Annotated in this window: 18 protein-coding genes and 3 pseudogenes; 13 read left to right on the top strand and 8 right to left on the bottom strand. The window is 61.9% G+C overall.

Going from position 1 to position 19,501, the window contains the following annotated elements; all coding sequences use genetic code 11:
• From FBY31_RS22725 to FBY31_RS22715, 3 genes are all read right to left on the bottom strand, one after another.
• Positions 1 to 1,962 (bottom strand): 3-hydroxyacyl-CoA dehydrogenase NAD-binding domain-containing protein (locus FBY31_RS22725; protein ID WP_142046129.1); only part of this gene is annotated, 1,962 nt, incomplete at its 3' end.
• Between the two features lie 7 nt (positions 1,963 to 1,969).
• Positions 1,970 to 3,178: an acetyl-CoA C-acetyltransferase gene (locus FBY31_RS22720; RefSeq protein WP_142046128.1), complete on the bottom strand. Its 1,209-nt coding sequence runs from the start codon at positions 3,176 to 3,178 to the stop codon at positions 1,970 to 1,972.
• A gap of 153 nt (positions 3,179 to 3,331) precedes the next feature.
• Entirely contained in the window at positions 3,332 to 3,619 is a 288-nt protein-coding gene (locus FBY31_RS22715; RefSeq protein ID WP_142046125.1) for a 2Fe-2S iron-sulfur cluster-binding protein, read from the bottom strand.
• A 995-nt stretch (positions 3,620 to 4,614) separates the two neighbouring features.
• On the opposite strand from FBY31_RS22715, the gene FBY31_RS22710 reads away from it, so the two are divergent.
• Together FBY31_RS22710 and FBY31_RS23910 are read left to right on the top strand one after the other, a co-directional pair.
• Positions 4,615 to 5,007 carry a nuclear transport factor 2 family protein gene (locus FBY31_RS22710; protein WP_142046123.1) on the top strand — a complete coding sequence of 131 codons (393 nt, stop codon included), beginning with the start codon at positions 4,615 to 4,617 and terminating at the stop codon, positions 5,005 to 5,007.
• A gap of 265 nt (positions 5,008 to 5,272) precedes the next feature.
• Positions 5,273 to 5,868, top strand: a pseudogene (locus tag FBY31_RS23910) (hypothetical protein).
• Positions 5,869 to 5,908: 40 nt separating this feature from the next.
• Here the strand turns inward: FBY31_RS23910 and FBY31_RS22700 are convergent.
• On the bottom strand, positions 5,909 to 7,597 hold the full coding sequence (locus FBY31_RS22700) for a hypothetical protein (RefSeq protein ID WP_235013256.1): 1,689 nt from the start codon (positions 7,595 to 7,597) through the stop codon (positions 5,909 to 5,911).
• Positions 7,598 to 7,704: 107 nt separating this feature from the next.
• Between FBY31_RS22700 and FBY31_RS22695 the strand changes: the two are divergent.
• A pseudogene (locus FBY31_RS22695) lies at positions 7,705 to 7,902 on the top strand (IS5/IS1182 family transposase); the annotation flags it as partial.
• A gap of 37 nt (positions 7,903 to 7,939) precedes the next feature.
• Entirely contained in the window at positions 7,940 to 8,137 is a 198-nt protein-coding gene (locus FBY31_RS22690; protein ID WP_160142527.1) for a DUF1330 domain-containing protein, read from the top strand.
• 197 nt (positions 8,138 to 8,334) lie between these two features.
• On the opposite strand, the gene FBY31_RS22685 is transcribed toward FBY31_RS22690, so the two are convergent.
• Both FBY31_RS22685 and FBY31_RS22680 read right to left on the bottom strand, forming a co-directional pair.
• Entirely contained in the window at positions 8,335 to 9,384 is a 1,050-nt protein-coding gene (locus FBY31_RS22685) for a zinc-dependent alcohol dehydrogenase (protein WP_142046117.1), read from the bottom strand.
• A 73-nt stretch (positions 9,385 to 9,457) separates the two neighbouring features.
• The gene (locus FBY31_RS22680; protein ID WP_160142526.1) at positions 9,458 to 10,420 is read right to left on the bottom strand and encodes an alpha/beta fold hydrolase; all 963 of its coding nucleotides are present in this window, start codon (positions 10,418 to 10,420) and stop codon (positions 9,458 to 9,460) included.
• A 197-nt stretch (positions 10,421 to 10,617) separates the two neighbouring features.
• Here FBY31_RS22680 and FBY31_RS22675 point away from each other — a divergent pair, with 197 nt between their 5' ends.
• The 3 genes from FBY31_RS22675 to FBY31_RS22665 all read left to right on the top strand — a co-directional run bounded on the left by FBY31_RS22675 (position 10,618) and on the right by FBY31_RS22665 (position 12,942).
• Positions 10,618 to 11,151 (top strand): VOC family protein, encoded by a 534-nt coding sequence (locus FBY31_RS22675; RefSeq protein ID WP_160142525.1) that lies wholly within the window; start codon positions 10,618 to 10,620, stop codon positions 11,149 to 11,151.
• An 87-nt stretch (positions 11,152 to 11,238) separates the two neighbouring features.
• Positions 11,239 to 11,601, top strand: coding sequence for an oxidoreductase (locus FBY31_RS22670; RefSeq protein WP_200833506.1), 363 nt, complete (start codon positions 11,239 to 11,241; stop codon positions 11,599 to 11,601).
• Between the two features lie 573 nt (positions 11,602 to 12,174).
• Positions 12,175 to 12,942, top strand: coding sequence for a hypothetical protein (locus FBY31_RS22665; protein ID WP_142046109.1), 768 nt, complete (start codon positions 12,175 to 12,177; stop codon positions 12,940 to 12,942).
• A 53-nt stretch (positions 12,943 to 12,995) separates the two neighbouring features.
• On the opposite strand, the pseudogene FBY31_RS22660 reads toward FBY31_RS22665, so the two are convergent.
• Positions 12,996 to 13,247 (bottom strand): annotated as a pseudogene (locus FBY31_RS22660) (transposase); the annotation flags it as partial.
• 67 nt (positions 13,248 to 13,314) lie between these two features.
• Here FBY31_RS22660 and FBY31_RS22655 point away from each other — a divergent pair.
• Positions 13,315 to 13,860 (top strand): MarR family winged helix-turn-helix transcriptional regulator, encoded by a 546-nt coding sequence (locus tag FBY31_RS22655; RefSeq protein WP_160142524.1) that lies wholly within the window; start codon positions 13,315 to 13,317, stop codon positions 13,858 to 13,860.
• 225 nt (positions 13,861 to 14,085) lie between these two features.
• A complete protein-coding gene (locus FBY31_RS22650; RefSeq protein ID WP_142046105.1) occupies positions 14,086 to 15,126 on the top strand; it encodes a PucR family transcriptional regulator in 1,041 nt (346 codons plus the stop codon).
• Here FBY31_RS22650 and FBY31_RS22645 read toward each other — a convergent pair.
• Positions 15,098 to 15,388 (bottom strand): hypothetical protein, encoded by a 291-nt coding sequence (locus FBY31_RS22645; RefSeq protein ID WP_142046103.1) that lies wholly within the window; start codon positions 15,386 to 15,388, stop codon positions 15,098 to 15,100. The two genes, FBY31_RS22650 and FBY31_RS22645, sit on opposite strands and share 29 nt — an antisense overlap.
• Before the next feature lie 1,039 nt (positions 15,389 to 16,427).
• Here FBY31_RS22645 and FBY31_RS22640 point away from each other — a divergent pair.
• Genes FBY31_RS22640 through FBY31_RS22625 form a run of 4 tightly spaced genes read left to right on the top strand, consistent with a single transcriptional unit; the run spans position 16,428 to position 19,475 of the window.
• Positions 16,428 to 17,204, top strand: a complete 777-nt coding sequence (locus tag FBY31_RS22640; protein ID WP_142046101.1) for an SDR family NAD(P)-dependent oxidoreductase — start codon at positions 16,428 to 16,430, stop codon at positions 17,202 to 17,204.
• Positions 17,173 to 17,565 carry a 2Fe-2S iron-sulfur cluster-binding protein gene (locus FBY31_RS23905; protein ID WP_142046099.1) on the top strand — a complete coding sequence of 131 codons (393 nt, stop codon included), beginning with the start codon at positions 17,173 to 17,175 and terminating at the stop codon, positions 17,563 to 17,565. The genes FBY31_RS22640 and FBY31_RS23905 overlap by 32 nt, the downstream gene beginning before the upstream one ends.
• Positions 17,566 to 17,579: 14 nt before the next feature.
• Complete coding sequence (locus FBY31_RS22630) at positions 17,580 to 18,506, top strand: VOC family protein (RefSeq protein WP_142046097.1); 927 nt, start codon at positions 17,580 to 17,582, stop codon at positions 18,504 to 18,506.
• A gap of 12 nt (positions 18,507 to 18,518) precedes the next feature.
• Positions 18,519 to 19,475, top strand: coding sequence for a VOC family protein (locus tag FBY31_RS22625; protein WP_142046095.1), 957 nt, complete (start codon positions 18,519 to 18,521; stop codon positions 19,473 to 19,475).
• Positions 19,476 to 19,501: the final 26 nt, after the last annotated feature.

Genomic DNA, 19,501 nt, shown 5'->3' with positions numbered 1-19,501 from the left:
CGTCGCGGTGGAGCGCAGGAGACCGCTTTCGAGGCATCGCGCTGTGTCCAGTGCCTCGGAGAACAGCAGGCGTTCGCGCAACTCGCCCAGATCTTCTGGCGGAGCAGAGGGGCCGAACGCATCTTCGAGTCCTGCCCAGAGTCCGTGGCGTCGACCGTCGTGGTACTCATAAAAGCCGCTTCCAGCGGAGCGACTTGGGCGGTTCTTGTCCTCAATCATGGTGGCGAGAACAGCCGCTCCTGGATGAACGGGCATGCCCTTCCCCGTCGATCGCGCTTCCTCACGGAACTGCTCGTATATGCCGTAGGGCAGCGTGAGCGTCAGCTCGTCTAGAAGTGCAAGGGTGCCCAGTGGGTAGCCTGCTTGCACCGAAGCCTGTTCGATGGATGCGGGGGAGATGCCCTCTCCGACCATTGCCGCCGCCTCAAGCAGTCGGTTGAGGATCACGCGGCTTGTGAAGAAACCCCGTCCATCGCCGACGACGATGGGTGTCTTACCGAATTGCCGGACGAGGTCGAAGGCTCGCGCGAGGCTGGCCTCGCTGGTCTGCTCGCCGACGATGATTTCCACGAGCTCCATGCGCTCCACGGGAGAGAAGAAATGCAGGCCGATGAAGTCTTCGGGCCTGTCGACGGCGTGAGCGAGGCCGCTGATCGGAAGAGTCGAGGTGTTGGTGCAGACGAGCGTGTCTGCAGTCAGCACGCGTGCCACGTCACTGAATACGGCCTTTTTCAGGTCCGGGTTCTCGAATACCGCCTCGATCAGGACATCGACGGCAGCCAGATCATCGATTTTTTCGGTGACTCGGATTCTCGTGAGGACGGCTTGTGCTTGGTCCTCGGTCCGCTTGCCGCGGGCGACTTCTTTGGCGAGGTAGCGTTCCGCGTAATTTTTCCCACGTATTGCCGATGCCAGGTCGACATCTTTGAGTATGACGTCGATATCTGCCAGCGCGGCGGACAGTGCGATGCCGGCCCCCATCAGGCCTGCGCCGATTACCGCGATTGAACTGGTCGTGCGGGTGGGGTAACCGGCGGGTCGACTTGCACCGGTTGCAACTGTGCGACGGTCGAAATAGGTGCCCTGAATGATGTTCTTTGAGACTTGACCGGTGGCGAGTTCGACAAAATACCGAGTTTCGATCGCGGAAGCGCTCTCGAAATCGACTTGGGTCCCCTCCACGGCCGCGGAAAGGATCGCCGCCGGCGCCGGCATGGGGGCACCTTTGTGCTGGGCCCGCAGAGCCGCTGTGCGTATGGCGAGGGTTGCCTCGACGGCCGGATCATAGGCGGTACCACCGGGAATGGGGGAACCGTCATCCCAGGGCTGTCGAGAGCCGGGGTGAGTGATGATCCAGGTCTTGGCGTGGACGGCCAACTCTTCGGGGGTGTTTACCAGCTCATGCACGAGCCCGAGTTCTTGTGCCTGCCCGGGCGTATATGTCTTGCCGGTAAGCAGGAGTTTATCGAGTGCGGTGTCGAGTCCGAGGAGTCTGACGGAGCGCACGACACCGCCACCACCGGGTAGAAGGCCAAGCGTCACCTCAGGGAGCCCCAATCGAACGCGGGGATCGTTGAGGCAAATGCGGTGGTGTGCCGCTAACGCAAGTTCAAGCCCGCCGCCTAATGCACTGCCGTTGATTGCCGCGACCACGGGAATCCCGAGCGTCTCCAGCCGACGCAGCTGTGACTTGGCGTGCGCCGTGAAATCAGTTAGCACCTCCGCTTCTTCGATGCGCGCGGCGAAGAGTTCCCGGAGATCGCCGCCCGCGAAGAACGATTTCTTGGCGGAGGTCAGTATTACGCCGACCAACTGTTCACGCTCTGTTTCCAGGCGATTGAGGACCGCGTTCATCGACGCGAGGTAGTTCTCGCTCATCGTGTTGACGGACTGCGTGGGATCGTTAAAGCAGAGGGTGACGATGCCGCCGTCCTCAGACCACGTGATGGTGTTTTCGCTCATGCTGTCCTCAAATCCGTTCGATGATTGTTGCGATGCCCATACCGCCGCCCACACAAAGGGTTACCAAACCACGGTGCAGATCACGACGCTCGAGTTCGTCGAGGATTGTCCCGACGAGCATCGCCCCGGTGGCGCCCAATGGATGGCCGAGCGCGATAGCGCCCCCGTTGACGTTGACCTGCTCATGGGAGATATCCATGTCTTGCATGAACCTAAGTGCAACCGATGCAAAGGCCTCGTTGATCTCCCACAGGTCGATGTCCTCCGGACGAAGAGCTGCCGCGGCGAGGGCCTTGCGGCTGGCGGGTGCGGGACCGGTTAGCATGAGCGTGGGATCCGACCCGGTAACGGCGGTGGAGACGATCCGGCCGCGCGGGCGCAAACCTAGCTCTCGAGCGATGGAGTCGTTGCCCAATACCACGAGTGCAGCACCGTCGACGATGCCCGACGAGTTGCCGCCTGTGTGCATGTGGTCGATATTTTCGAGCCAGTGGTACTTCTGAAGGGCCACGGCATCGAATCCGGCCGCGCCCATATTGGCGAAGGCAGGTTTGAGACGTGCGAGATCGTCTATCGTCGTGTCCGGTCGCATGTGCTCGTCCTTGTCGAGAATGACGACCCCGTTGCGGTCGCGCACAGGGACGATGCTCTTGTTGAACGCGCTGTCGGCCCACGCCTTGGCGGCTCTCGTCTGTGATTCGACGGCGAATGCGTCGACATCATGCCTGCCCCATCCGGCGAGGGTGGCGATGAGGTCGGCGCCGATTCCCTGCGGGACGAATCCGGTGGCCAGATTGGTCTCGGGATCGTTGGCCCATGCGCCTCCGTCCGAGCTCATCGGGACGCGGGTCATGCTCTCTACGCCGCCCGCCAGCACCAGAGACTCCCATCCTGAGGCGATTTTCTGTGCCGCGGTGTTGACAGCTTCGAGGCCTGATGCGCAGAAGCGGTTCATCTGTACCCCGGCAATCGTCTCCGGCAGACCTGCAGCCAGTACTGCAGTTCGAGCGATGTCGGCGCCTTGATCCCTCAGCGGGCTGACGCACCCCAGGATCAGATCGTCGATGCGGGTCGGGTCGAGTTGCGGGTTCCGACTCAATGTCGCATCCAGCAGGCCAGTGGTCAGTGTTACCGGCTTGACCGAATGGAGTGAGCCGTTGCGGGCGCGACCACGTGGTGTGCGCAAGGCGTCGAAAATGAGGACATCGTGAGGCATAGTATGACTTTCTTCATGTCGTGGGCACCGGAGTCGGGGCCGAACGCGGGTGCAGCCGTCTGATTCAGGAGCGTCGGTGGGGCTGGGTTCGGTGCACTAACGCACTTAGCAGTCGAGGACCAGGCGGTCGGAAACTGTGCGCGACGCAAATCATCAGGATGTCGCCGCTCTCTTGTTCTTCGGGGTCAGGGAATCGTTGTCATGGGGGGTACCTGAGAGGGCCCGCGTTTTACAGCTTCCGCAGATGCCCTCATTGCAGGCGAACAGGAGCGCGAGGCCCGCGTCGTGGAGAGTGCGAGGATCGATTTGTCGGCCGGAACGGCGACGGTGTCGCCGCCTCGGATGAAGGAGTCGTCGCCCGACCAGCCGCACAGCGTCGTCGAAACTCTGCTGGTCGAGGTCCGATTTCTTCGCGTTGTGTACTTCGATATCGGTAGACATGTGTATTGATCCTTACTGTGGCCAGACTGCACCCAGATGTTGATGTCACGACGGCGTGGGCCACATCGCCCTGTCGTTGCTCGGAGGGTCGAAAACCGCTGTTGCACAGTAGGTTAGGCCGGGAAGGCCCGGACTCGGCGAATTCCGAGTTCGGGCTCATCGTGCGGCGAAACCGCTGGATCTATCGTGACTCGATTAGAGGGCAATCGCTATGGGCTGTGACCTAATACCTGCCCTGCGGACTGTGCTGACGTACCAGCTCCGCCCATGAGGGCTGGCACCCCAATGGTTCTACTGGTCCGATCAGTCGATGATCGTGAGTGCCGCCTGAATGTGCAGCGTGGGAGCTGTCGCGTTCTGCGCGAGCGAGTCGAAAGGCCTGTTGGACTCGGTATGTCTCCGTATTCCGCGAAATATTGCTCCTCCGCCGCTTGGGTCACACTGCGCTCATGGGTGAGGTAGCTACGCAGAGTGCCGCGCAGGAGCGCCATCCGCGCTTCGGCGGATGCGAACTCTCCGAGGTGTCGCTGGGCAAAGCCGCGGGGAGATTTGATCAGCCAACAAGAGGGTTGCCAGATTGGAGGTCTTCGTGTACTGCTATTCCAGGGCGTGCGACGGGCCGTCTACTCATCAGCGCCCCCACGGCTGCGAAAGTACCTTTCGATGACCGAGGAGAGTCCGTCCACATAGGGCCACTTGATTGAGAAGCATAATGTCCCCAGTGGTTTTCGGCGGTTCAAATTCGGCCCGCAGAGTTTGCTCAGCGTGATGCACCGCCTTGAGTGCCGTCAAGACGGTTGACATTAATAACGAAGCCGGCGATGCTTCATTTGCGGCCTGTTGCGTAGCTCACACTCCATCTGGAGCGGGGTGGGTGGAGTGTGTTTCGCGTAAGGTGCGGCCATCCGACAGGTGAGCGGCGACATGCCTATTGTCCTCCCGCCCGGTCTGGCGCCGCATGCCCTCTGGTTCTATCAAAGCCCAAATCAGGAGTAATGATGTTCTCTACCACAACGAATTTCGAAGAGCTGACCAGTGCGTTCTACCGCGACGTCGACGCGGGCGCCGACGATGTGTTCGATCGAATGTTAGCGTCGACGGCGTCTTTTGCGTTCAACGACTTTCCTCCTGTCTCTACACCCGCCGGTATTGCCGAAATGGTCAAAGGGTGGAAGTCCGGGTTCCGGTCGGTCGAGCACCGACTGGACAACATTCTTGTCGATGGGGACAAGCGGACGACCGTCAGCGAGGTCACCGTCGTGTACACCTTCCATGACGGCACTCGCCTGGAAACGAAGGGATGCTCGATCTCCGAATACGCAAACGACGGCCTCATGGTCTCCTGGCGCGTCTATGTAGACACCAGCAAGTCTTCACCCGCAGCGTAATTACTGCCAACTGGGTCAGTTCGTTCAGGATTCGAATGTGCCGGCCAAAAGCAAGTTTTCGAGTGACGAATGAAATGGCTGATAAGTGGGACGAGGTCTTCGACGTCGTCATCGCCGGCACGGGTGCAGGCGGCCTCAGCCCCGCGGTGATCTGTGCAAACCGCGGGGCTCGAGTGCTAGGAGCGTCGGTCAGTAGTCGGCCCGGGTTTTTAAAACACCGGTCGATTGACTGGGATGCGGGACCGGTGGCTGGAAGAATCGGGAGATGAACGCGGATTTCCAGGATGGATTGTTTGATGAGGCACTCGTGGAGCGTGTGGAGCGTCCTGAGGACGGCATCGTGGAGACCGGCGCCGGGCTGAACAAGCGGTTCAAGGCCTTTGAACCCGACGCGGTGATGTTGGTTCCGCCATCGCTGGACGAGTGGCTGCCGCAGAAACCATCTCAGAGCCACCGAAGGTCTCCTCGAACGATTCGGCGCCGAACGGGTGGTGATACACCGATCGCAGAGGCCTCGATCATTGGATCCTCTGTGGGTCTGGCCGCATCCGGAATGGTGCCGGTCGCCGAGCTGCAGTTCCTCGGGTTCGGCCATCTCGCCTTCCACCAAGTGGCCCACCAGCGGGCCCGCCTCCGCTTCCGGTCCCAAGGCAGGCTCACCGCACCGGTCACGATACGTGCGCCGTTCGGGGTGGCGTGCGTGCGCTGGAGATCCACAGCGATGCCTACGAGTCGATGTATGCAAACGTCCCCGGGCTCAAGGTCGTCGCTCCAGCTACGGCGCACGACGCCAAGGGCATGCTTCTCGCTGCCATCCGGGACGAGGACCCCGTGCTCTTCCTCGAGCCGCTACGCGGCTAGCGTTCCTTGGTGGTCAGAACTTTGATCTTTGTCTTGAGTTTCAGGCAGTGTTTTTCATCCGGGCGTTGTCGATGTAGCCGTTGACGTGGTGGTCGATGGCTGCCAGGGCTTGGCGCAGTGGTGCTGGTGCGGGGGCTTTGTCGGCTGCGAGGAGGGGGCGCAGGAGCCGGTTGTGGACCTTGGTATAGAACAGTGCGACACGTAGTCCGTCAGCGGTGAGGGTGTATGTGTTGGTGTGTGGGCGTCGTTCTATGAGTCCGTTGCGGCGCAGCCTCGCAAGGTCGTAGCTCATTTGATTGGTGCTGTATCCGATGCCCAGCAGATGGTTCACCCGGGCACGCAGGCTCCGATGGGTGAATCCGAGGGCGGTAAGGCTGACACATAAGGCGCCGAGCAGGGCCATGACCCGGGGGTCACCGAACCGCAAGGCCGGAGCCCTCTTCCCGTCCGCTGTAAGTGTGGGGAGCGCGACCCGCTCAAAGGCTGGGCTCGCAAGGACACAACCCTGCCCGACACGTTCAGTATCGAGCAGTCTGCGGTTGATGTCACGGGCTTTGGTCTGCAATTCACCGAGGTGTTCCAGGCGGCGGTGGCAGCGTAGGTCATCGGGCGAGTTCACGACGGTTTCGATCCGCAACGCACGGCCGTCCTTGAGGTATTGCTTGATCCGGGAGTGCTTGTAGAACGCGTTGACGGTGACATCGGTATCCCGGGTGACAATTTTTGTCTTGCAGAGTCCGGGGTCGGGCGGGCGGCCGGGACGGCTGTGGGGCGCATGGCCAGTGAAGATCAGTTCGACGCTGTCGGGCCGGCCGATATCGAGATTGTCCGCCACGAGTGCCTCAAAGAAGCCGCGGGCGCGGCGGGGCGCGTCAAAGACCAAGGTCCGGGAGATTTCGACTTGGCGCATGGACAGCTCCCACCAGTAACCGGCGTCCGCGTCGTGATCGGTCAGCGGCAAGGGCAGCACGGCGAGCCAGCGTTGGAAGAAAACCTCGATGGTGCCCGGGCCGAGCCGGTCACAGATCTCCTGCAGCGACCGGGGATCCTCGCAGGCCGCGAATCCGTTGGAGAGTTCGGTGAAAGCGATTCCCGCGTGTGTGGCCTGGCGCTTGGCCCACTCGTGGCCGTTGATCCAGACCTTGATCGGGTACGGGAAGTACGCGCAGATCTTGATGAACGCAGGACCGAAGTCGGTATCCCAGAGATAGAAGTAGAAACACGTCACCCGCCGGTCTGCCTTATGGAAGCCAAAGCACGGGATTCCGTTGGTGCCCTGGCGTTGGGTGGAGGCGAAGACATTCTGGTACTCCTGGGCTACCCCGATCGCGACGACTCCGGACCGGCCAACCCTTTCCTGCACCCGCATATAGCGTCGCATCACGTCAATCTTACGGTCGTCCTTGGCGAAGCGGATCAACGGAATGTGGTTGGCCTCGGCGAAGGAATTCACCGAACGCCGAAAGGCGGTTCCGATCTTTTCCAGGATCGCAGGGGAAGGGATCCGATAGCCCAGATGCCTGGTCATGAACGAAACGACCTGACCGCCGACCTGCAGGGTCGGGACGTAGCCGTTGAGATAGATCCGGTCCAGGCACTGAACATCCAGGGCGACGTGGCCTTCGAGGACGTCATTGACATTAAGCACCACAATCACGCATTCCCTCAACAAGCCTCCGATACCTTCAGAATGCACCGCACCGGACGGGGCGTCATCAGCGGCAGCCAACCACCCACCTCGGCGGTCAGAGGCGAAGCCTCACTGGGAGACTGCTGAATTAATCGCAGGTGGGCGCGTCGGCTGGACTCGTGCGGCTGGTGGTTAAGACTGGATTTATGCAGGGACGCGAGGACGCGCAACGCGGGTATTTGGATGTGGAGGCGCTGGCCGGGGATTTATTGGCTTCGGGCAGCGTCTTCGCTTTTCTGGCCAGGCATCGGGGACGATTATTTCCGGATTCGATGATGGAGGACCTCTTCCCGTCGCGGCGGGGCCGGCCTTCAGGTCCGGCGCCGGTGATCGGCTCGGTGCTGGTGTATGCCGGTGAGCTACTACGCCATCGTCAATCACATGCTTGAGGATCCCGCCCGCTACGGCCAGGACTACATCCCCGGAGCCATGGAGGTCATTGCCAGACACGGAGGTGAGGTCGCTGCGGCAGCCGACGCCGCGGCCATCGAGGGGACACCCCCGGGCCCGGCGGCCGTGATCCTCACGTTTCCGTCGGAAGAGGCGTTCAGGAGCTTCTGCGATGACCCGGACTACTAGTCGCTGAAGGAGCTTCGTCGCGGCACCCTCACGTCGGGCGGCAGCATGATCGGTGTGCCTTCGTTCGAGGTCTGACCTGGCGCCCGAGTCCTGTCCACGACATCACCGACGACCCTCTGTGGTCGTCGGTGATGTCGTCTGTAGACATCCTTGTGTCTGCTGCGGCAGTCACCTTGGGCTTGGGTAGACGACCAGAGTCACGGATGGACGTCGACGACGACCTTGATGGTCTGGTCCTTGTTCTTGGCGGCGGTCTCGAGTGCCTTGGCTGCGTCTTCCTGGGCGAAGTGGTGCGTGATGACGGGGGTCGGGTCGTACGTGCCCGTGGCGATGTAGTCGATGACCTCCTTGATGTCGGTCGGGGTGAAGGCCATTGAGCCGAGAATGTTCAGCTCTGACATCACGAACGCCGACTGCGGGATCTCGACGGTGTTCGTGGCGGCGGAAACTGCGATGACCACCATGCGCGAGTCCGGCTTGCCGCCACGGATGTAGTCCTGCAGCGCGTGCGGGGCGCCGGCGGCGTCGAAGAACATGTCGACGTCCGGCTTGGGGTTGGCGAGCATGTCCTCGACCGAGCCGAAACGATCGAGCACGAACTCGAGCGGCTGGATCTCGTTGGCGTCGACGGGGATCCCGCCCATCTTCGCGACCACGTCCAACCGCTTCTGGACGACGTCGCAGACGACGACGTCCTCGATGCCCTTGGCGCGAAGGTTGGCCAGAACGCCGAGTCCGATGGCACCGGCGCCGTAGATCAGGGCTCGTTCCCCGGGCTTGGGCCGGGCGATGTTGACGCCGTGGTTGGCGACGGAGAACGGCTCGACGATGACGCCTTGGTCCCACGAGACGGCATCGGGCAGCGGGAAGAGGTTGTAGTCGATGGCAGCATCATGGATCGAGATGTACTGCGACATCCCGCCGGCCGAGGTGGAGATCTCAAGGCGGGGCCGGCCCTCGCCGAGACGCTTCGACTTCAGTGGCTCCACCCAGACCCGCAGGCCGGGTGTGATCCGTTCGTCGTCGACCTCGGCGCCGACCTCGACGACCTCGGACACGAACTCGTGCCCGATCTCATTGCCGGGGAAGATCGAGAGGTCATCGCCGCCACGCATGTAGGCACTGGTGTCGGTGCCGCAGATGCCCGTGCGCATGTTCTTCACGAGGACGTCCTTGGGGCCGATCGTCGGCATCGGCCGCTCCTCGAGCACGATGTCTTGGGGGCCCTTGTAGATGACTGCACGCATGAAAACGCTCCTTTGGTCCGCTGTTCGGGACCGTCTAGTGGTGTGTGGAAGATGGGTGATGGACGACCGTCGGTCAGGACTGCAGGAGGTCCCGGCAGAAGGCGCGTAGTGCGTGGTTGAAGACCTCGGCGGTCTCCCACGGCACGAAGTGGCCAGCGCCCTGGAGGAGGAACGGACCGACCGGCCGGCGACAGGCAAGCGCCATCTCTTGGGGCCAGTAGTCGCCGATGATCTCGTCCTCGATGCCGTAGAGGATCATCGTCTCGACCTCGATCGGTCGATCCAGCATCGGCGGTTCGAAGGGCTCGCCGGCCCCGAGGAATGCCTCGTAGATGCCGAGCGAGGCGCGCATGACCGCGGGATCACGGAAGGGCTCAGCCTGGAACGCAGCCTGCTCCGGCGAGAAGCCGTCCGTCGCTGCGAGCTGTCGCACCGGGTCCCCGTCCTTCCAGACGTGACCGGTGAAAAAGCTCGCGACGTAATCTAGGCGCTCGTCCTCGGTGTCCAGCGAGGCGCACAGCTCGTCGGCCTGGAGGCCGTGCAGGGACATGTGCTCGGAGACCTTGCCGATCTCCTCGAACATGTTGGCCGGCAGGCCCGCGGCCTCGTAGACGTCGGGGAGGACGGGCACGGCCGTGTTGTAGAGAACCATGCGGGAGACCAGTTCAGGGAATCTCAAGGACATGTCCATCGCCACGACCCCGCCCTGATCGCCTGCGCACACGATCGCCTGCTCGTGGCCGAGGCCCTGCAGGAGCGCTGCCATGTCGCGCGAGCTGGCGACCGGATCGAGCCTGCCTGCCTCGGCCGGACCTGAGTCGCCGAACCCGCGCTGGTCGGGCACGATCACCTCAAACCCCATCTCGGCGAGAGGCGCGATGTTGTGCCAGAACAAGCGCTTGCTGCCGGGCCAGCCGTGCAGCAGGAGCAAGGGCACGCCGCCCAGTCCTTCGCGCACGAAGGCGAGGGTGACCCCGTCGCGAACCTCCAGGCGGTGGGTGTCGAAGAGCGTCGGGCTGAGTTCGTCTGTCGTCATCGAGTCAGTGTGACTGCGGTCATGCATGATCGTCAAGGGGGTTGACAAGGCGGCGGTTCTCGATCAGTATGAGACGAGGCGCGTGACGTACGTCACCCATCCCGTCTGACTCGATCGCAGCTCGCGATCGATTCGAGGTCCTGGTCTTCGAGGGGATGTCGCCACACACAGCACAATTCGACAGAACGGAATCGGACATGGCATTGCTGACGCCCGAACAGGTCAATGGTCAAAAGATCGTCCAAGTCGCCTTTGTCGTCGAGGACATGGAGCGGGCCGCGGTGCACTGGGCCGAGACCGTGGGCGCTGGCCCCTTCTTCTACCTGGACGAGGTTCCCCTGACCGACGTTCGTGGGCCCGACGGTGAGCCGGGTGTGTTCGAGCAGGGTCTGGCCGTCGGGCAGTGGGGCCCGGTGATGATCGAGCTCAACCGGCAGGACCGCGTGGAACCGGCCGCGGCATCGGAGGCGCTCACAAAGCCAGGGTTCGGCCACATCGCCTACTTCTCGACCGACTCCGAGGCTGAGGAGGAGCGACTTGTCGCCGCTGGCGCACCACTGCTGGCGAGCATGAACTTCGGCGAGACGCGCGTGCGGTTCCACGACGCGCGTAGCACCACCGGCTTCATCATCGAGCACTACGCGTGTGCCGGGGCGGTCGAAGAGGTCTATCGCAAGGTGGCCGAGGCGGCGGACGGCTGGGACGGCTCCAATCCGTTCCGCCCCCTCTGAGCATGCCGACGATCAACGACGGAAGGTCGAACCTGTGACGAACGACGACACGGACGTCAGCACCTCGCCGCTGTTCCAACCCTCAGGTTGCGCTCAGTCGAGATCCCCAATCGCCTCATAGTTTCGCCGATGTGCCAGTACTCGGCCGACGATGACGGAGTGGCCACGGACTATCACCTGGTCCAGCTCGGGCGCTTTGCTCTCGGCGGTTTTGGCATGGCCGTCGTCGAGGCAACCGTCGTGACGCGCGAGGGATGGATCACGCACGGAGACCTCGGCCTGTGGTCCGACGACCAGGTTCCGGGTCTGCGCAAGTTGGCGGACTTCCTCGCCCGGCACGGAACGCTGCCTGGCATCCAGATCGGTCACGCTGGCCCCAAGTCGAGCAGCCAGAGGCTGGGAATGTCAATCCGGTCGTTCCCATCAAGGATGTTCCAGTTCCTCAGTTAGGGGACACAGGCTTGACGGCACATTGAGGCCGTATTCCCGCCGATACAGCCCGCTTCATGAACACACAATCGCCTACGGACCCACGAGTCGCTTGACTTGCGTTTAGCCGAATACTGCGTAGTCTTCGGCGTGTCAGCGGAACACCATTTCCAGGGGGAAAAATGAGCGTGAAAACGTCTGTACGAAAAAATAGCGACCAGCATTGGTGTAGCGGTCTGTTTACTCACTGGGGGCCTTGTCGCGGCAGCTCCTGCGCATGCCAACAGTTGGCTGCCTTATGAAGTCAACTGGTTTTACAGCTACGAAACATGCGCAGCAAGAGGCAAGTCGTTAGTCCAGTCCCAACCCGATGTAAATGACTGGTTGTGTCAGCGTGGCACCCAGGCGGGTAAGTGGACTCTATTCCTTGAGTTCATCGACGATTTCGGCTGCCGGGTAGGTACCACGGCGACGACGGAAAACGCTCGCGAAACAGCGGCCCTGGCTCCCGACGGCTGCTAGGCCAACATTGGCCGGGTGTTTGCAGCAACTGTTGCAGACACCCGGCCAATCACCACTGCACCAAGGATGACCATGACTCAACGCCCTTTGCACCTAGACGACAACGTGACAGCTGTAGGGCACCTGGACCTGAGCGATCCTCGACGCACGCTCTTCGCTCTACCGCCGCACAGTGTCCCCCATGAGGCGGACATTAACAGGAACTACCCCAGCATTGTGCTGGACGATCCGAGGGATGCGCTGGCGCCATTCACTCACGGAGAGATCTTGAGCGTCCGTGGACTGTGGGGGAAGACCGCGCTCCAGGTCAAGCACGCCGATACAGCAGAGCGTCCAGCGGAACGAAGCACATCCTTGCGGGGCCTGATCCACGCGAACGAACCATCCAACGGCTGGTTACTCACCACGGAGACTCAGGACGAACGTGTTGAAGTTCAGGTACAAGAACTCTTTGATGACGGCACCATCCTCAGGCGCACCGACATCCCTGTCAGAACTGCTGAGAACTTACCCACGATCTGCACGTACGTTCTGGCAACTAATCCCGTACGAGCACAGGAAATCCTAGAACCTCTCTTCAAGCACTCCCTGCTGGTCCGACCAAGCGCATATACCAAACCTCAAGTCAGCCGCACCCACAACGAACTCGCCGGCTCCCCCTTTAGCTTTTACGCTGCTGGTGAGAGCCTCGGTCCTACCGGAGACATCCAGATCAATATCTTCGTTCCCTACTTGACACCCGATCTGCTCGAATGGGCAGAAAGCACACCCTCTGGGTTGGTGTCGATCACGCCATGGCTAAAACACGCTTCGGAACCGCTCACCCCCACCCCCAGATGACTAGTCGATTGGGGACTGTCCGATAAACGGTGTGTGGGTCCGGCCGGTTTTCATTAGTGAATGGTTCTTTCGAACCGTCCGGCGAAGGTAATCGCGAACGCGTTCAGCGCAGGCTTCCACCTCATTACCCAGCGTGCCCGACCGCCGCCGGTCGGATCAAGAGACCTGGTGACCAAATACAGGCATTTCAGGGCAGCGGCCTCGTTTGGAAAGTGCCCGCGCGCCCTCACGGCCCTTCGGTAGCGGGCATTGATCGACTCGATCGCGTTCGTCGTGCAGATCACCCGCCGGATCTCCACGTCGTGAGTGCTGTGAGACTCGATATAGTCAGGTTACTTGACAGTCTGCATGGCGGGGCGTATCCTCTCAGGAATGATTACACAGAATCCGTCGCGCGGGTCGTTTCGCTTGCTTGCCCAGCTGCCTACTGGTGATTGGCGAACGGACATGGAGCGCCCGCCGCTGGGCACTTTGGCAGGCGTTCTGAATCGAGCGCTGGTCGATCGCGTCAGTCAAAAAATTGATGAGGCCGGCGGCGAGGTGTCTCGACCCTCCCACCTGTACGTTCTCAGGGCGCTGGGCGCGGGAGAAGCGTCTGTCACCAGGCTGGCCGACCTCTGCGAAGTTACCAAGCAAGCCATCAGTCAGGTCTTGGATGCGTTCGAGAGCGATCGGCTTGTAAGTCGCAAGCCTGATCCTCGAGACGGCCGAAGCAAGATCGTTGTCCTGACCAAGCGCGGCGAACGCGCCCTCGCTGAGGCGGTTCTGGCCTGGAGCGAGGTCGAACGAGAATGGGCCGACCTATTGGGGGGTCAAGAAGAAATGCATCGAGTCCGCGAGGCGATGTTCGCGTTCGCGGCAAGATATGGCGACTACCACCTCGGCGACCAGCAACCACGCATGAGGCCCGTGTGGTGACGAGTGGCTAGCTGGGTGCGCCTGCTTCACGGCCAGCGGGACCACGGACCCGAGCTTGAGTGGGTGGGGAGCGATGGTGACCGCGTCCGTCATGCCTTGGGCGAAGGCCCGTTGTCCTGGGCGGTGGAGGCGGGTCACGATGTAGCACTTGAGGTCACAAGAGTACTTCCCGCGCATGGGGAAGGGGCACACTTCTATACGCTCCGGCGCGCGACCACGTCCAGCGTGCTGCGCACATTGCTGTTGGTCTCGGGCAGCGAGCCGACCATCGATCTGGTGGGCAATACGATCACAGAGGTCGCACGCGACTTTGCCCGACGAAGCATTACGTACGACGACCTGTTGCACGGTATTCGTATCGGGTACGCGCGCATGGCGGCACTTATCCTCGATGCTGCCGACGAATTGGTCGAGCCCGATGACCGCCAAGAAGTCAAGCGGATTTCCCTGGTGCTGTTCCAGCAGATCGATCAGTTCATGGGCATGGCCTCGGCACAGTACATGCAGGAGCGAGACGACAAGGTGACAGCCGAGTCCGCCGCCCGAGTGGATCTGATCAGTGAAGTCTGCTCTGGCACAGACAGAATAGATGAGAAACTCGGGCACAGGTTGGGATACCGCATTGATGCTCCCGCGCATCTGGCGGTGATCGCTTGGGTGGAGAATCCCACCGAGTGGGGCTCGCATTCGTTGCGTTTGGTGATCGAAGACTACTTTGCCGAGATCGGCGCGACTGGTGATACGTTGATCGTCCCCACTGGAGCTTACGCCGCTTGGGGTTGGAAAGCGTTGCCGAGCAAAACCACCAATGCCGCGACACCCAAGATTGCAGCGGGGCATTACATAGCGGTGGGCAGAGTGAGCGAGGGACGCGAAGGCTTTCGAGTAAGCCACCGCCAAGCGCGAGCAGTCGAAGAACTATTGCGAAACGGACCGGCGCCTAAGCAAGTAATTACGACACACGCAGATGTCGATTTGGCGATCTTGCTGATGTCGGACATCGATCGCGCCCGCGCCTTCGCTCAGCTGCATCTGGGCGAATTGGCGGCAGAGGACCAGCGGACATCAGTCCTGCGCGACACACTGCGTAGCTACCTCAAGCATCAAAGAAGTGTCATCCAGGTGGCCAAAGAACAGCACATCTCGCGCAATACCGTGACGTACCGAGTTCAACAAGCCTTCCGGCTTGCCAACGTCGAACCTGAAGGTTCAGTGATCCGACTCGAAGCCGCCCTCGTCATCGCCGACTGGTTGGCAGATCAATAGAGCCACGATGGCGTCCGGTTTCGTGTAGACGCAATCGAATTCCTAAAGCCCGGCCGCTTCCCGATGTCCGTGGCCGTCGAAGTCGGGTCCCATTGCCGGCATTCCCGCCGGCAGGCAGGTCGGCGTCGTTGGTGCGGTACTCGTTGGCCGCGCCTTCGAGCAGCAGCAGGTGGCTGGTGATCCTTTCGGTGCCCCGGTAGGCCTGCATCTCCCGATCGGTGATCCGCAGATCCACGGTGGTGCCGACATTGGCAAAGGGCACCCACTAGTAGTTCCTCTCCCAGACCAGGTGCCCGTTCCGGCCCACTCGGCGCCCGTATGCCACTTGCTGATCCCGTAGGCCGCCACCGGCAAACCCCGTCAGCAACAGCTGCTCCTGGGCCGCGACCACGCTGGCCCTGGACCCCGGCACGCTTCTGGAACGGCTCCATATTATACGCCGCCACCCGCTCGATGTTGGCGGCCCGGAGCTCCGGCAACGAGGTGAATTCACGTTGGCGAAGCCCGGCAATGATCCAGGTAGCCACGTGGGCGACCGTGTTTTCCACGCTGGCCTAATCCTTGCGCGCTCGGACACGTCCGGGGCAGCGCCGCCTCCTGCAGAACCGGTCATAACCATCATCGGCTCCCCGGCAGCGGCACATGAATCGGCGTACTCGCCATGCAACAGCTTCAGCCTCGCGGTCCGTGCTGTCGGCGATATCACCCCACGCCACACCGGCCGCGTCGGCAGCTTCCAGCACGGCCGTGATGCTCTTCCGGGACATTCCCTGAGTGCCGCGACCGCCCGGCCTGCCCACCGGCTCAAACAAACGACAAATGGAACCGAAAGCGCGAATATTCCATGCTTCACGTTGGAGGCGATTCCATTGCGGCAGCGCCGTTTATCTGTTCGTCGGTCAAGAGTGCCATTTATGAAATTCTGTCCCGGTACGGTCGATTCATTCGTAAGTGTCCGGCATCCGGAGTAGCAGTGGAATTCTGATCAATGCAGTCGCCCTCTGCCGGGCAGCCGAAGCCCAGAAGGGGTGCTTGTGGGCGGCGTCACTGCCGGACCTGAGGCCAAAATGTCATCCGCGCGCCTTGATGAATCATGGGTCGGCGTCGGTTTTGGGTCGCAGCCCTATCCGCGCTGTCAATCTTGGCTGCAGGCCTATGGTGATGGCCCTCACAATGTCAGAGGATGGTTCTGTTGCTTGACGATCTCGGCCTGAGGGCCCCGGCGCGGTACGTCCTCGCCGGAGGCCGAGGACATCGGGCGCCACTTCATTGTGACGAGAACCAACGACGAAGGAGTCGGTATGAGCAGTACATTGGAGGGCCGCACCGCGCTTGTCACGGGAAGTTCCCGGGGCGTCGGTCGGGCGATCGCCTTGCGCCTGGCGGCCCAGGGTGCTGCAGTTGCAGTCAATTATCGCAAGGACGAATCCGCGGCTCAGCAAGTTGTGAAGGAGATCCACGCGGCCGGCGGCTCGGCGGTGGCTTACCAGGCATCGATTGGCGATCTCGCTGCGGTGGAAGCTATGGTCGACGCCGTTCGCTCGGATCTCGGCCCGGTGTCGATCGTAGTAAGCAACGCGGGGACTGCCAGCAGAGGATCCACCGTGGCGGATACCGATCCTGCTGAGTACGCCTCACAGATGCAGGTGCACGCCTTCGGTCCGATCGGCCTCATTCGCGCCGTGCTTCCGGACCTCAGAGCGGGTTCGCGCGGTGACATTGTCATGGTCTCGAGCAACACCGCGGCATCCGCGCCTGCCAACGCCGCCCCCTACACGATGGCAAAGGCTGCGATGGAAACGTGCGTGCGCACTATTGCCCGCGAGGAACGGGCCAACGGTGTCCACGCGAACATCGTGGCTCCAGGACTTGTCGCCACTGACATGGGCCGCCGCTTGGTCAAGGCGTCCACGGACAACTCCATCGACGATCTAGATGCAAGCGCACCGTTCGGGCGGGTCTGCCGCCCGGAGGATGTTGCAGGTGCAGTGGCCTATCTGGTGTCTGCTGACGCGAGTTACCTGACCGGGCAGACGTTATACATCGATGGAGGGGGTCCCGATGCGTCGATCTTCTGAACCCGTGACTGTGACGCTGGAGTGCGCCGACGGAGAATCGGTTAGCTTCCCCTGCGAGCCTGGCCAAGATATTCCTACGGCTGCCACAGGAGTCGGGTGCCGCCCGCGGGTGGTGTGCGGCGGAGGCGGCTGTGGTGCCTGTCGAGCAGTTGTCGTCGAGGGCAGTGTCGAGCATCAGGGCGGCGTATCGCAGGCCAAACTGGAAGCGCCGGAACCTGGGCACCCAGGATTCGTCCTCATGTGCCGCGCTCATCCGCTGGAGGATGTCGTGCTCCGTCCCGTTCACCGCTGGATGCGACGACCGGTCAATCGGATGAGTGAGGCGCTCAAAACTCCTGCTAGCCAAACCAAAACAGATTGAAAGGAGGCAGTCACATGGCTGCCATCAAAATCGGGCACGTAGTCCTAACCGTTACAGACCTGGAAGAATCGGTCCGCCACTACACACAGGTGATCGGACTCGTATTAACCAGACGAGACAAGACATCGGCTTATCTGCGGGCCCCCGGCGATCAGGACAGTTACTGTCTTTCGCTGCAGCAGTCCAATTCGGCAGGCCTCGAGACCATCGGGCTCAAGATGAGTGCAATCGACGATCTAGCCGAGCTTGAGAATGCTGCTGCGCACGCCGGCGCGACGATTCGACGCGTAGCGACCGGTGAACAGATCGGAATCGGACAGGCAGTGGAATTCGGGCTGCCCTCGGGCCACACGATTCGTGCGTATCACGAAGCCGAGCACATCGGGTGGCTCGAAGGAATGGTGAATCCCGACCCGGTCGCCTCCGACCTCACCATCGGGTCAATGCGGGCAATGCGCCTGGACCACATCGCGCTCGGCGCCCCGGATACCGCGGACGTGCACAAGTTCCTGACCGAAGTACTCGACTTCCAGTCCTCCGAAATCCTCTACGGGCCTGACGACAAACCCCTGGGCGCCTGGATGACCTGCGGCGGCACGCTCCACGACATCGCCATCACCCCCGGAGCGCCGGGGGCGTTTCACCACGCCGCGTTCGCCGCGACGAGCCAGGGCTCGCTCATAGACGGTGTCGACCTGCTCCGGCACCGCCAGGTGCCCACCGTCGACTACGGACTGACCCGGCACGGCATCGGCGGCGTCAACACCGTGTACTTCCACGACCCATCGGGGCACCGCAACGAGCTCTTCGCCGACCCGTACGTCGCCATCGGTGCGCCAGGCAAGGTACCCGAAGTCTCATGGAACATGGAGACATTCACCCGCGGTGCCTTCTATTTCGAAAACGAACTCGACATGGCCTTCATGGGCGAGACAACCTAGAAGGACGCTGACATGACACTCAAGCATCGCGGAATCCTACGACTGGGATACGTCCGATTGGCCGTCGACGATCTCGACGCAGCGCGCGCTTTCGCGCGTGACGACCTCGGACTCGTCGAGCACAGGACAGGCATCGATCCCGATGGTGTCGAACGGAGCTATCTGCGCACCTGGCGCGAGGGGTACGCGTTCAGCTATGTGCTCGAGCGTGGCACTCCCGGCCTCGTGGAAATCGGGCTCCAGGTTCGTGAGCAAGATGATCTCCATGAAGCGGCAGATAGGGTTGAGCAGACTGGCGTCACCGTGGACTGGGCGGGACAAGACAAAGTGCTCCTCGACCTGGGCGCGTCCATTTCCTTCACCGTGCCGGCTGGTCCGCAGCTCCGGTTGTACTCCGAGGCCCTGGTCACAGGGCCCGTCGTGGGCTATAACTCCCCACATTGGAATGTCCCCAAGCAACTGCGCGCCACCTCGGCGCCGATGAACCTCGGCCACGTCGGATTCACCACCCCGGACACGGAGGCTGTCGTCAACTTCCTCACCGTCGTCCTCGATTTCGGTGTCAGCGAGCTCATCACCACCGACGACGGCGAGCAAACATTGTCAGCGCTGCTCTTCCGCAGCAACTACGGTCAGGACCTCGCAATATTCCCCGGCAGCGAGCCGCGACTGCACCATGTCGCGTTCCTGCAGTACGACGACGCCACGATCCTGCGCGATGTGACCTGGATGCGCGAGGCGGGAGCCGAAATCGATCTCTGGGGCCCGACACGGCAGTCGTACGGGCGCACGATGTCCGTGCACTTCAAAGACCCGTGCGGTATTCGGTATGAGCTGTTCGCCGGCGGTCGCTTCAGCGAACTGCACCCGGCGTTCCAGCCTGTGCGTTGGACGGAATCAAACCTCGACAAAGCGCTTTCGTTCTACGACAGCATCGACAACCCGGATTTCCTCAAGCCCTGCCTCTGACACATCCCCGGACCTGATAGAAAGCT

It is taken from the genome of Arthrobacter sp. SLBN-100, from assembly GCF_006715305.1.
GTDB lineage: Bacteria > Actinomycetota > Actinomycetes > Actinomycetales > Micrococcaceae > Arthrobacter.
Note: the sequence above shows the minus strand (reverse complement) of the source record. Positions and strands in the feature narration are given on the sequence as shown.

Coding starts and splice junctions, on each gene's coding strand:
- FBY31_RS22720 (WP_142046128.1), bottom strand. CDS start 3,178: ATGCCTCACGATGTCCTCATTTTCGACGCCTTGCGCACACCACGTGGT.
- FBY31_RS22680 (WP_160142526.1), bottom strand. CDS start 10,420: ATGACGACAGACGAACTCAGCCCGACGCTCTTCGACACCCACCGCCTG.
- FBY31_RS22685 (WP_142046117.1), bottom strand. CDS start 9,384: ATGCGTGCAGTCATCTACAAGGGCCCCCAAGACATCGTGCTCGAGGAG.
- FBY31_RS22715 (WP_142046125.1), bottom strand. CDS start 3,619: ATGTCTACCGATATCGAAGTACACAACGCGAAGAAATCGGACCTCGAC.
- FBY31_RS22655 (WP_160142524.1), top strand. CDS start 13,315: ATGATTACACAGAATCCGTCGCGCGGGTCGTTTCGCTTGCTTGCCCAG.
- FBY31_RS22630 (WP_142046097.1), top strand. CDS start 17,580: ATGGCTGCCATCAAAATCGGGCACGTAGTCCTAACCGTTACAGACCTG.
- FBY31_RS22690 (WP_160142527.1), top strand. CDS start 7,940: ATGCTTGAGGATCCCGCCCGCTACGGCCAGGACTACATCCCCGGAGCC.
- FBY31_RS22665 (WP_142046109.1), top strand. CDS start 12,175: ATGACTCAACGCCCTTTGCACCTAGACGACAACGTGACAGCTGTAGGG.
- FBY31_RS23905 (WP_142046099.1), top strand. CDS start 17,173: ATGGAGGGGGTCCCGATGCGTCGATCTTCTGAACCCGTGACTGTGACG.
- FBY31_RS22640 (WP_142046101.1), top strand. CDS start 16,428: ATGAGCAGTACATTGGAGGGCCGCACCGCGCTTGTCACGGGAAGTTCC.
- FBY31_RS22675 (WP_160142525.1), top strand. CDS start 10,618: ATGGCATTGCTGACGCCCGAACAGGTCAATGGTCAAAAGATCGTCCAA.
- FBY31_RS22625 (WP_142046095.1), top strand. CDS start 18,519: ATGACACTCAAGCATCGCGGAATCCTACGACTGGGATACGTCCGATTG.
- FBY31_RS22710 (WP_142046123.1), top strand. CDS start 4,615: ATGATGTTCTCTACCACAACGAATTTCGAAGAGCTGACCAGTGCGTTC.